The following is a 14444-nucleotide window of genomic DNA, read 5'->3' on the forward strand; positions in this document are numbered from 1 at the left end:
AGAATGTTTCAGGTCTGCCGTAATACCGTGGAGAGGCCGTATTGTTGAAGCAGGTGACATGGGTGACCTGCCCGGCGGCCAAAAAATTGACAGCAGACGTTTAATTCAAGAGGCCCACCATGACCACGATCACCATCTCCGGCGGCGACAGCAACCTGACCCTGCCTGGAAACATCGATACGATCATGGGGGGAACCGGGGCGGACACGATCACCATCAGCTCCGCACTGACCGACGTCAGCAACACGCTGATCGACCTTGGCGCCGGCACCGACAGCCTGACCCTCGGCAACTTTGCCAATACGGGCACCATCGCCAACATCGAGTCCGTCACCGGCAACTCCGGCGCCGACACGCTCACGCTGGCGGCCTCCAGCTCAGGTGTCACCATGGACCTGGGCGCCGGTATTGACCGAGTGACGCTCTCCACAGGCACCAACAGCGTGACCTTGAGCAACGTGGAAACGGTGGTAGCTGTAGGGGGCGATGACGCAGTCACCATGGGCGGCTCCTTCGGAGTCGCCAACGTCAACCTCGGCGCAGGAGCCGACTCGTTGACCTTGACCACCGCAGTGACCTCCGGCACTTTTGATCTGGGCGCAGACGCTGACAGAATTACCTTCGCCAATGGCACGAACTCGGTCACTGTGGCCGGTGCCGAAACGGTAACAGGCAATTCCGGCGCAGACACCATTACCCTGACCAGTGCCATTGCATCGGCGGGGGTCATTGACCTTCAAGGTGGTGCTGACACCCTGACTCTGGCTGCGGGCGGCAACGTTGCCACGATCTCCAATGTGGAGAGCATTTCCACCTTAGGCGCAGGCGATGACACCATTACCCTGGGCACAGCGCAAGCCAGCGGCACCATCAACCTTGGCGACGGCACTGACCAGATCACGCTCGCCGGCAGCGCCAACACCCTGACCCTGTCCAACATTGAGTCTGTCACCGGGAGCACCGGCAACGACACCTTGACCCTGGGTGCCGCACAAACCGGCGTGTTTGACTTGGCCAGTGGCAGCGACACCTTGACGCTTGCCGCCGGCACGAACCTGATCACCGCATCCAATGTGGAGTCTGTATTGGGTGGCACTGGCGCCGACACTATCGCTCTGCAAACCGCCGTCAGCGGGGGCAACTTCAACTTGGGCGGAGGCACGGCACTCGACACCTTGACGCTGGCCAATGGGACCAATGTCATCAGCGCCACCGGCATCGAGACACTGACCGGAAACTCCGGGGACGACACCATTACTATGGGTGGCACGGTCACCAACGGCGTCTACCAACTCGGCAGCGGCACCGACTCCATCACCCTGGCCAACGGTACCAACAGCCTGAGCGCCACCAATGTTGAAACCGTCATCGGTGGCACCGGCGCTGACAGCGTGACCTTCGGTGCAGCGATCAGCGGCGCAGTCGCCAACCTCGGCGCGGGCAGCGATAGCCTCACTCTTGCAGCGGGCGGCAACATCGTCACCGCCAGCGGCATCGAACTGATCACCGGCGGAGCCGATGCCGATGAGATCACCCTGACTGCCGCCCTCTCCGGCGGCACGATTGATTTGGCAGCAGGTGCCGACAAGCTCACCCTCGCGTCGGGCGGTAACACCATCACCGTGTCCAACGTCGAATCGATTACCGGTAATGCCAACGCAGACAACATCACCCTGGGCGCCAACCAAACCAGTGGCACGATAGACCTCGCAGCAGGCGCCGACAGCTTGACCCTGACCAACGGCACCAACGTATTGACGGTTGCCAACACCGAGTTAATCACCGGCAACGCGGGCGACGACAGCATCACCCTGAGCACCACCGCCAACAGTGGCGACATCGTCAACCTGGGTGCCGGCGCTGACAGCCTGGTGCTCTCCAACGGCGCTAACGTCGTCACCGCGACGGGCGTGGAGTCGGTCACGGGCGGAACCGCTGCCGACACTGTGACCTTCGGTGCAGCCATTTCAGGCGCCACCATCAACCTCGGCTCCGGCACTGACGCCCTGACCTTGGCCAATGGCGCCAACACCATCACGGCGACCGGTATTGAGAGCATTTCCGGCAATGCAGGTAACGACACCATTGTCCTGTCCGGCACCGTAACGGGCGCCACCTTTGACCTGAAGGCCGGTACCGACACCTTGACCCTCGACTCCGGCACCGGAGCCAATAGCCTTACGGCCAGCGGCATTGAAACACTGACCGGCGGAAGCGGAAACGACACCGTCACCCTCACCGGCGGCGTCACCGGCGGGTCCTACACGCTGGGTGCAGGTACCGACATGCTGACCCTGGGTGGTGCCTCCACACTTACGCTGGACGGCAGCATCGAATCCTTGGTCGGTAGTACCGGCGTTGACACCATCACCCTGAGTGCTCCGGTCGCTAGCGGCACCACCATAGACCTCGGAATCGGTTCCGATCGCCTCAATCTGGCGGATGGCGGCAACTCCATCACCTTGAATGCCTCCGTAGAAACACTGGTCGGCGGCGCCGGCGCAGATGCGATCACCTTGACGCAGGGCGTGATCAACATGCAGATTGACAGCGCTGGCGGGGCCGATCAGCTGACCTTGGCCAACGGTGCCAACATTCTGCAAGTCTCCAACCTGGAGTCCATTACCGGTAACTCGGGGGCAGACCAGATCACCCTGCGGACTGGCGTGACCAACGGCCAGTTCAACCTCGCAGGTGGTACGACCGACAAAATCGTGCTCTCCGATTCCGACAACAGCCTCACCACCACTGCGGTAGAAACCGTCACCGGCGGCACCGGTGCCGATACGCTCGTGCTCGCAGATACCAGCACCGGTGGTGTCTTCAACCTGGGCGCGGGCAACGACAACCTGACTCTGGGCACAGGCGCCAACACACTCACGGCGTCCAATATTGAAAGCATTACCGGGGTGGGTGGGGATGACACCGTTACTTTGGGTGCTGCCAGCACCAATACCGTCATTGACTTGGCCGGCGGCACCGATCAACTGAACCTCGCTGACGGCACCAACGTCATCACCGCCAGCAATGTCGAAACGATTGTGGGCAACTCCGGTGCCGACACCGTCACACTGGGCTTAGCACAGGCTGCTGGCGACATCGACCTTGGCGCAGGCAGCTCAGATAAGCTGATTCTGGCCTCGGGTACCAACACCCTCACCGTTGCCGGTGCAGAGAGTATTCTGGGTAACGGCGGGGTCGACACCCTTACGCTGGGCGCGGGAATTTCCGGCGCCATCATCGACCTCGGTGCAGGCTCCGACAAGCTAACCCTGTCCGTCGAGAACCACAACATCACCGTCGCCAACATTGAAACACTGACCGGGGGCGTCGGTGACGACGTGGTGACTTTCAGTACATTGACAACCACCGCCGGCGTGTACGACCTTGGTGTGGGCAATGACCAAGTCATTCTGGGCAACGGCACAGGCGCCAACGGCATCACGGTGAGCAACGTCGAAAGCTTTACCGGCAGTTCTGCAGCGGACACTGTGACCTTCGCCGAAGCTGTTGCAAGCGGCACAGTCAACCTCGGCGCAGGCGCCGACAGCCTGAACCTGGCTGCCGGTGGCAACACACTCACGGTATCCGGCACAGAGAGCATTTCAGGTGATGCTGGTGCTGACAACATCACGCTGGCTGCAGCCATCAACGGCGCCAACATTAACCTGCAAGGTGGCTCCGACCAGCTGACTCTTGCAAACGGCACCAACGCGATCACCGCGACCCAAGTGGAATCCATCACCGGTGGATCTGGCGCGGACACTGTCACATTGGGTTCCGGCACCACCTCAGGCACGATCGACCTGGGCAGTGGTGCCGATAGTTTGGCCCTCTCCGCGGACGGTGGAACCTACACCGTCACCGGTGTGGAAACCACTACGGGAGGCGTAGGCGCCGACCTTGTCACCTTGGGCAGCGCCAGCAGTGGCATTACCGTGACCTTGGGTGCCGGCACTGATGCCCTGACACTGGCCAATGGCACCAACACGGTGACCGCCGTAGACGTTGAAAGCGTCACCGGCGGTGCCGGTGCTGACACACTGGTGCTCACCAATATTGCCAACACACTGACCACCGCAGGGGTCGAGTCCATCGTCGGAGGAACCTCCACCGACACCCTAGCCCTGACCGATATCACCAACACGCTGACGGTTTCGTCGATTGAAAGCATCAACGGCGGCACCCTGGACGACAACATTACCCTGAGTGCAGCCGTCACCGGTGCGGTGTTTGACCTGAAGGCCGGCATCGACACCTTGCGCCTCGCAAGCGGCACCAATAGCCTAACGGCCACCGGCATTGAGAGTGTTGTGGGCGGTGGTGGAACGGATACCCTGACGTTAGCCGGAAATGGCAGCACACTGACCGTATCTGCCATTGAAACCATTGTCGGCAGCACCGGTGACGATGCGGTCACCTTGAGCACCACCGTCAGTGGCGGTAGTTTTGATCTGGGCACCGGCACCGACACGCTAAACCTCGCCAATGGTGGCAACACCCTGACCGTCAGTGGGAGCATTGAAACCGTCGTGGGCGGCTCTGGCAACGACCTGATCACCGTCGGCAGCGCTGTGACAGGTCTCACCTATGACCTGGGCGCGGGAACCGCCGATCGACTCACACTCTCCAGCGCTGGCAATAACAGCATTACCGCCATCGGTATCGAGACTCTGGTGGGTGGCACCGCCAACGACACGGTGACATTCACCGCAGCGGCTTCCGGCATCAGCGTAGACCTCGGCTCGGGTACCGACACCATCAACCTCGCCAATGCGGCCAACACCCTGTCGGTCAATGCCACGGTGGAAACCATCGTGGGCGGCACGCTGGCGGATGCCATCACTCTCACGTCGGCCGTGACAGGCGGCGTGTACCAGCTCGGCTCCGGCACTGACAGCCTGACCCTGACCAGCACCGCTGCCAACTCGCTGACCGCCAGCGACATTGAGACCATCACCGGCGCCAATGGCGATGACGCCATCACCTTGGGCACAGCCATCACTGGCGGAGTGATCAACCTCAACGCTGGCAACGACAGCTTGACGTTGGCCAGCGGCACCAATAGCCTGACTGCCACCGGCATTGAGTCCATTACGGGCGGCGCTGGAGACGATACCGTCACTTTGGGCACTGCGGTCAGTGGCGGCACCATTTCACTCGGAGCCGGCAGCGACACCCTGACCCTCGCCGGCGGCGTGGGCTCCACGCTGACGCTGGACACGACCGTAGAAACTGTCGTGGGCAGCGCCGGTAATGACACCATCACGCTGAGTGCCACCGTCACCAGCGGCAGCTACGACCTAGGTGCCGGCGCTGGCGACCGTTTGAGTTTGTCGGGCGGCAATAACGTTCTGACCCTAGGTAACAGCATTGAGAGCCTGACCGCGGGCGGCGGCGACGACACCATTGTGCTCAGCGCAGGGGTCGCCAACATGCGCTTGGACCTCGGTTCGGGCAGCGACAGTCTGACACTGGCCAACGCCTCCAACAGCGTGACGGTTTCCAACATCGAGTCCATCACCGGGAACTCGGGCGTGGACCAGGTCACCCTGCTCACCACCCTGAGCGGCGGCCAGATCAACCTGGGAGCCGGCACTGCCGACAAAGTGACCCTGGCCAACGGTACTAACAGCCTGTCGACTACGGGTGTCGAAACGGTGCTGGGCGGTACTGGTGCCGATACCCTGACCCTGGCAGATGCCGCAACGGCAGGTCAGATCGATCTGGGTGCGGGCACCGACATATTGAACCTGGGCAACTTTGCCAACACCCTGACCGTGAAGAACGTGGAGACCTTGGTGGGTAACGCCAACGCCGACACCGTTGCGCTGGGCAATAGTGTCACCGGCGCGCAAGTGGACCTCGGCGCAGGCGCAGACGTTCTGACCCTGTTCGATGCGCCCAACAGTCTGACCATCACCAACGTAGAAACGGTGGTGGGCGATTCCGGTGCAGATACCGTCACCCTGTCGGCCAACGTGAGCGCTCTGGACGCCAACCTCGGTGCCGGTAGCGACACCTTAGTTCTTGCCACTGGCGCAAATACCATCAACGCCACGAACGTGGAAAGCATCCTCGGCAACGCGGGCAACGATGTCATCACCTTCGGTGCAGGTGTCACCGGCGGTATCGTCAATCTCGCCGGTGGCACCGGCGACTCCCTGACGCTCTTCAACGAAGACAACGTCTTGACCCTGACCGGCGTTGAAACTGTAGTTGGCGACTCCGGCTCCGACACCATCACACTGACAGACACCGCGGCGGTGAACGTCAACCTCGGTGCGGGCACCGACATCTTGAATCTGGCCAACGGCGCCAATACGTTGAGCATTAGCAATGTGGAAACGCTGAATGGCGGCAGTGGCAACGATGCCATTACCTTCGGCAGCGCATTGACCGGCACCGTTGTCAACCTGGGCTCGGGCACTGACTCGATGACCCTCGCCGATGGCACCAACACGGTCACTACCCAAAACGTGGAGTCGGTCTCCGGCGGCACCGGGGACGACACCCTCACCCTCGCTGCAGCGGCCACGGGCATCACCATTGACCTGAAAGCGGGCAACGACGCACTGGTTCTGGCTAACGGCGTGAACACCCTCAGCGTGAGCAACACCGAATCCATCACCGGCGGTAGCGGTGCAGACACCCTGACGTTGGGTACTGGCAGCTCAGCGGGAACGATCGATCTGGGTAGCGGCGCCGACATACTCAACCTGTCCAACTCCGATGGCACCTTCACCATCTCCGGCGTGGAAACCCTGACCGGCGGTACCGGAGGGGACACCGTCACCCTGGCAGCCGCCGTGTCCGGCGCCATTGTCAACCTGGGTAGCGGCACCGACAGCCTGACTCTGGCCAACGGCACCAACGCAATCACCGTCAGTGGCGTCGAATCCTTAACCGGCGACGCCGGTGCAGACACCGTCACTCTGAGCGCAGCCACCACCACCGCCAATCTGGATCTCGCCGCAGGCACCGACCGCCTGGTGCTGGCCAACGGCACCAATGCCATTACGGCCGCCAACATTGAATCCATCGTCGGTGGCAGCGGAGCGGACACGCTCACCCTGACCAACATTGCCAACACCATCTCGGTCTCCGGCATAGAAAGCATCGTCGGCGGCACGCTGGCAGATGCCATTGCCTTGGGTGGCGCGGTCACTAACGGCGTGTTCGACCTCGGCAGTGGCTCCGACAGCCTCACACTCTCCGGCGCAGGAGCCAATTCGCTCACAGCCACCGGTATCGAAACCATCACCGGCGGCAGCGCCGCAGATACGGTGGTACTGGGTGCCGCCATCAGTGGCGCCAGCATCGACCTCGGCTCCGGCGCCGACAGCCTCACGCTGGCAGCCGGTGGCACGACCTTGAGCGTCAGTAACGTAGAAACCATTCTGGCAACCGGCAGCGGTGATGACAGCATCACCTTGGCCACCAGCGTATCGGGCGGATCTGTCGATCTGGGTGCGGGCACCGACACCTTGACCCTCGGCGCCTCGGGCAACGCCTTGACGGTGGCCGCCTCCGTGGAAAGCCTGGTCGGCGGCGCGGGCGATGACGTCGTCACCCTCGGCGGTGCAGTCAACGGCCTGAGCTACGACCTGGGCGCAGGCTCCGGCGACAAACTCATTCTCTCCGGCGCAGGGGGCAACGCTGTCACCGTCAACAACATTGAAACCATCGCCGGCACCGGCTCTGTCAATGACACCGTCACCTTCACGGCCGCGGTCAGCGGCGTCACGGTCGATTTGGGTGCCGGCACCGACCAAGTCATCCTGGCCAACGCGGTCAATACCTTGTCTCTGAACGCCACGGTAGAAACCGTCACCGGCGGCACGCTGGCCGACAACATCACCTTGACTGCGGCGGTCACCGGTGCAACTTACAACCTGGGGGCCGGCGCAGACCGTCTGACCCTCGCCAATGGCACCAACACAGTCACCGCCAGCGACGTAGAAAGCATCGTCGGCGGCTCGGGCACGGACGACCTTACGCTCAGCACGGCCACGACCAGCCTGGTACTCGACCTCGGTGGCGGCACAGCGGACAAGCTCACTCTGGCCAACGGTGCCAACACCGTGACTGCCAGCAACGTGGAGACCATCGTTGGCAATGCCGGTATCGACATCGTCACACTGAGCTCGGTGGTGAGCAACGGCAACATCGATCTGGCGGCGGGCGCTGACCAGTTGGTGCTGGCCAATGGCAGCAACAACCTGACCGCCACAGGCGTGGAAACCATCACCGGCGGTACCGGAGCCGACACCATCACTCTGGGTGCAGCCCAGAGCAGTGGCGTCTTCAACCTCGGCGCCGGCGTAGACCGCCTGACCTTGTCGGGTGCAGCGGCGAACGTGTTGAGCCTTGACGCCAGCGTTGAGCAGGTCATCGGCGGAGCCTCTGCAGACGCCATCACGCTCACCCAGGCGGTGTCCGGTGGCGTCTACGACCTGGCCGGTGGCGCTGACAGCCTCACGCTCGCCAGCGGCACCAACTTGCTCACCGCCTCTAACGTAGAGTCGGTAGCCGGCAATGCGGGCGATGACAACATCACCCTCGGCGCAGCTATTAACGGCGCCAACATCGACCTGGCAGCTGGCAACGACACAGTGCAACTCTCCAGTGCGGGCAACAACACGGTCACGCTGGCCAACGTCGAGTCCGTGTCCGGCGGCGGTAGCAATGACAACGTGACACTGACCACCGCGCTCTCGGGCGGTACCGTCAACCTTGCTGGCTCCAACGACACCGACCGCCTGCAACTGGCCGATGGTGGCAACGTAGCCACCATCAACAACGTCGAGTCACTCACCGGTGGTAACGGCAACGATGTCATCACCATGAGCAGCGTGAGCCCCTTCAATGCTGTGGTGGATCTGGGTGCCGGTAGCGGCGACCAAATTACCTTGGCGGCCGGTGGCAACACCATGACGCTGAGCAACGTGGAGTCGGTAGTCGGCAATGCGGGGGCAGATGTCATTACCTTCGGTGCTTCGGTCGCAGGTGCGCAGGTGGACATGGGTGCCGGCGTGGACAAGCTCTTCCTCGCAGCCGGTGGAAACACCGTGACCGCGTCCAACCTGGAGAGCATCACCGGTGGTGCCGGTGACGACGTGATCGCCCTGCTGACTACGGTGACAGCCGGCAACCTCGAGCTAGGTGCCGGAGCCGATAGCCTGACTTTGGCAGACGGCACCAACAGCCTCACGGCCAGCAATACGGTAGAGACCATCGTAGGGGGCTCCGGAGCCGACACCGTCACCTTTGGTGGCGGCATCAGCACAGGCTCCTACAACCTGGGTGCCGGCAACGACACCTTGATTCTGGCCAATGCGGCTAACAGCTTTACCCTCAGCAACACTGTGGAAAGTGTGCTGGGCAACTCCGGTGCCGACACGCTCACGCTGGACGGCGCGGTGACCGGCAACACCTACGACCTGGGCGCGGGCGCTGACCGCTTGACCTTGTCCGGACTGGGAGCCAACACCCTCACCCTGAACGGCTCCATTGAATCGCTGGCCGGCAGTTCCGCCGTTGACACCATCGTGCTGACCGCCGCAGCAAGCGGTCACAACTACGACCTGGGCACGGGCAACGACCAATTGACCTTGGCCGATGGCGCCAACACCTTGACCGTGGCGGGCATTGAATCGATTCTGGGCGGAACCGGTGCCGACCTGCTGACATTCAGTGCTGCACAAACCAGCGGTAGCTTTGACCTGGGTGCCGGTGCGGACCGTGTCAGCCTGTTCAACGCCAACAACACCATGTCTCTGGGCAACGTGGAAACCATTGTGGGTAACAGCGGCGATGACCTGATCACGCTCACCACCGCCATCTCCGGTGGATCGGTCAGTCTGGGCGCCGGCAACGACGTTTTGACACTGGCCAACTTCAACAACAGCCTGTCCATTGACGCCGCCATCGAAAGCCTCGTGGGCGGCACGTCCAACGACGCGGTAACCCTCACGGCCGCCGTCACAGGCAACAGCTACGACCTCGGCTCCGGCACGGACACCTTGGTCCTGTTTGCCACCGGCAGTGGCGCCAATACGGTGACACTGTCCAATATTGAATCGCTCAAGGGTGGTTCAGGTGCGGACACCATTACTTTCGCAACCACCATCACCGGGGGTGTGGTGGACCTGGGCTCGGGCACAGATGTCTTGTCTCTCGCCAACGGCACCAACTCGCTGACAGTCTCCGGTGCGGAGACCATCAACGGCAACTCCGGCGACGACACCATTACCCTGGGTGCTGCCGTATCCGGTGGGTCCATTGCCTTGGGTTCCGGAACCGACACCCTGAACCTTGCCAATGCCGCCAACACCTTGACAGTCGGCGCCGATATTGAAACCCTGAACGGCAATTCGGGCGCCGATGTGATCACACTCTCCAGCGCAGTGACCGGACGCACCTATGACCTCGGCGCCGGCACAGACCGGCTTGTCTTGGCCAACGGCACCAACGAGATTACCGCTGCCAATATTGAAACGGTCACTGGCGGCACAGGTAACGACAGCATTACCTTGAGCGCGGCCATTACCAGCGGCTCATTCGACCTCGGTGCCGGCACCGACACCTTAACGCTGGCGAACTTCAACAATGCGGTCACCTTGAGCAGCTCAGTAGAAACCGTCGTGGGTGGCAACGCCAACGACACCATTGCACTCAGCACGACCGTGACGGGGGGCATCTACAACCTCGGGGCCGGCACTGACACCCTTACCCTTCTGACTACTGGCTCGGGCGCAAACACGGTGACCTTGGGGGCTGTGGAATCTGTCTTGGGCGGCTCCGGCGCGGATACCGTGACCCTGACCACCCAAACCGTTGCAGGCAACTTCAACCTGGGTAGCGGTGCCGACGCCCTGATTCTGGGCAACTTCAACAACACGCTCACCGCCACGGGCGTAGAGACCATCACCGGCGACAACGGCAACGACACCGTGACCCTAGGCGCTGGCTTGTCGGGCACCACCAGCATTGTGCTGGGGGCCGGCACCGACATTCTGAACCTGGCCAATGCTGCCAACACCTTGACCCTGGGCAGCGATATTGAAACCGTCATGGGAAGCTCCGGCGTTGACACCATCACACTCAACGCTGCGGTCAATGGCAACGTCTACGACCTGGGGGCTGGCGCTGACGCACTGACCCTCACCGGCGCGGGCAACACCGTAACGCTGAGCGGAGTTGAAACCTTGACCGGCAGCACCGGTGCCGACTTGGTCACCCTCACCACAGCGCAGTCCGCCGGGGTGTATGACTTAGGTTCCGGCACCGATGTACTCACGCTGGCCAACGGCATCAACACCCTTACGGTGCGTAATACCGAAAGCATCATCGGCACCTCCGGTGTGAACACCATCACGCTGGGCACGCTGGCCACCAATGGCGTGTTTGACCTGGGCGCAGGCCTCGACAAACTGACTTTTGCTAATGGCACCAACAGCGCCACGCTCTCCAACATTGAGACCATTGTGGGCGGCACCGGAGCTGACACCGTAACGCTGGCAACCGCGGCCTCCGGACTGAACATTGATCTGGGTTCCGGCACCGACACTCTGCAACTGGGCGATTTTGCCAACACCCTCTCGGTGGGTAACAGTGTGGAAACACTGCTGGGTGGCAACCTGGTGGACACCGTCACCCTGACTGCAGCGGTTTCCACCGGAACCATCAACTTGGGTGATGGCAGCGACAAGCTTGTGCTGTTCAACGGCGCCAACACCCTGACCGTGACCAATGTGGAAACCTTGGTCGCCAACGCTGGGACCGACTTCATCACCCTGGGCAATGTGGTCAACGGTCAAACCTTTGATCTGGCAGGTGGTGTCGACAAGCTCACCCTCTCGGGTGCCGGCAACAACAGCCTGACCGCCAGCAACATCGAAACCATCGTCGGCCTGGCCGGTGATGACGTAGTGACCCTGAGCAGTGCAGTGAGTGGTGCCAATATTTCGCTGGGCGCCGGGTCCGACACCCTGATCCTGGCGACCACGGGCACCAACACCCTGACCTTCAACACCGACATCGAAACCCTGGTCGCAGGTGGCGCGAATGACGTCATTACCCTCAGTGCAGCGGTCGCGTCGCGCAGCTTCGACCTCGGTGCAGGTATCGACCAGATCACTCTGGCCGGTACCAGCAACACGGTCACGCTGGCCAATGTCGAGACCATCACCGGCGGCACCGGTGCGGACACGGTCACCATCACCAGCAACACCACTGCGGCCATCATCAACCTCGGCTCGGGTGCGGACTCTTTGATTCTGACGGCAGCGACTGGTGTGAACACCCTCACCGCCTCCGGGGTCGAAACCATCACTGCCAATGCTGCCGACGACACAGTGGTGCTTGCCACCGGCCTCACCGCCGCGGTGATTGACCTGGGCCAGGGCACCAACAAGCTGACACTGGCCACTGCGGCTAACACCTTCACCCTGTCCAACACAGAGAGCGTGATCGGTGGTACGTCCGATGACAAGATCACCTTCGGCACACAAATCACTGCAGGTCGGTTTGACCTGGGTGGAGGCACCGCCGACACCCTCACCCTGGCCAATTTTGACAACACGCTTACCGCCATTGGTGTTGAGACAGCCGTGGGCAATGCGGGCGCCGACGACATCACGTTGGGCACGGCTGCTGCGGGCGGCTCCTTCAACCTGGGTGCCGGCAACGACACCTTGCGGCTGTTCAATGGGGTGAACAACATCACCTTGACTAACTCGGTGGAAACAGTGGTGGGCAACTCAGGATCGGACATCATCACCCTGAGCACCAACGGTGTCACCGGCAACACCTACAGCCTGGGTGCCGGTGCGGATGCCGTCACCTTCGGCAACTTCGTGAACGTGGCGACCCTGGCCAACGTAGAAACTATCACCGGTAACTCCGCAGCGGACACCATTACCCTGACCACCCAGGCTGCTGGCACCCTGATCAACCTCAGCTCGGGTACCGACATCCTGAACCTGGCCAACTTCGCCAACAGTGTCAGCGTGGCCGGTGTCGAAACCCTCAACGGCAATGCAGGCGCCGATACCATCACCATGACAGCAGCGCAGACCATCGGGGTGTATGACCTCGGGGCCGGCACCGACAAGCTGATTCTGGCCAGCACCGGCGCCAATACACTGACTTTGATGAATGTGGAGAGCGTGCTCGGCAGCGGTGGCGTAGACACCCTGACCTTTACCGCAGGCCTGACCGGCAACGTGATCGACCTCGGCACCCTGGGCGACAAAATCATCCTCAGCAACGATGGCAATGACTTCACCGCCTCCAACGTGGAAACCATCATCGGCGGCACCGGCAACGACATCGTGACCTTCGGGGCCGTCGTCACCGGCGCCACCAGCCTGACCGGTGGCGATGGTGTCGATGAACTGCGGCTGTTCAACGGCTCCAACGCCTTCAGCTTGTCGGATGGCACGATTGAAACCGTCATGGGCAACGCGGGGGCTGATGTCATCACGCTGACCTCGGCCGTCAATGGCACCACCTACAACCTGGCCGCCGGCATCGACTCGCTGACTTTGGCCAACGGTACCAACACCCTGACGGCCTCGGGCGTGGAGACCATCACCGGCAACTCCGGTGCCGACACCGTGACGCTCACCACTACCCTCTCCAGCGGCTTGGTCAACCTCGCGGGCGGCAGCGACACGCTGAACCTGTCGAGCGGCGTCAACAGCTTCTCGGTGGCGGGTGTGGAGTTTCTCAATGGTGGCAGTGGCAGTGACCGTATTACCTACACCACCGCTATTACCGGCGCCATTGTCGATCTCGGCGGTGCCAACGACACGCTGACCCTGGCATCCAGCGGCACCAACCAGCTGACGATTCTGGGAGTGGAGACCCTGATCGCCTCCGGTGGCAGCGACGATGTCACCTTGGGCGAGTCTGTGAATGGCGTCACCTACAACCTGGGTGCAGGCACCGACATACTCCGGCTCTCGGGCAATGGTGCCAATAACGTCACCGCGTCCGGCATCGAGAGCATCATTGGCGGGGTCGCGGACGACACCATTACCCTGGCGCTGGCAACCGTCGGCTCCCGGCTGGATGGTGGCGATGGCGATGACAGCTTGATCGGCAGCAACGGTGCCGACATCCTGATCGGCGGCAGCGGTGCAGACCGCTTCATCTTCCGCGACACCCTGCAATCGAGTGTGACCGTGGCGGACACCATCAACGACTTCGTGGTCGGCCAAGACAAGCTCGTCTTCGAGGGCCTGGGCAACGGCACCTTCAGCATCGTGAGTAGCTTCAGTAATACGGGCAATGCACAGGCTACTTATGCCTTTAGCGGATCCACCGGTACACTGATGATTGACTCCGATGGCAACGGTGCAGCCGATATGAAACTCACCCTGCTTGGAGGTTCCGCGGCGGCGCTCAGCGCTTCCGATTTCCAATGGACATAAACA

At 62.0% G+C, this 14444-nt stretch carries 1 protein-coding gene; it reads left to right on the forward strand.

What is annotated here, in order from left to right; translation table 11 throughout:
* The first annotated feature begins 119 nt into the window (after positions 1-119).
* Positions 120-14441, forward strand: coding sequence for a hypothetical protein (locus tag QZW03_RS13035; RefSeq protein WP_296510441.1), 14322 nt, complete (start codon positions 120-122; stop codon positions 14439-14441).
* The last annotated feature ends 3 nt before the right edge of the window (positions 14442-14444 follow it).

The organism is Rhodoferax sp. (genome assembly GCF_013297935.1).
GTDB lineage: Bacteria > Pseudomonadota > Gammaproteobacteria > Burkholderiales > Burkholderiaceae_C > Allorhodoferax.

What these genes read in the sequence shown, in the direction of transcription:
- QZW03_RS13035 (WP_296510441.1), top strand. Translation starts at nt 120, where the DNA reads ATGACCACGATCACCATCTCCGGCGGCGACAGCAACCTGACCCTGCCT.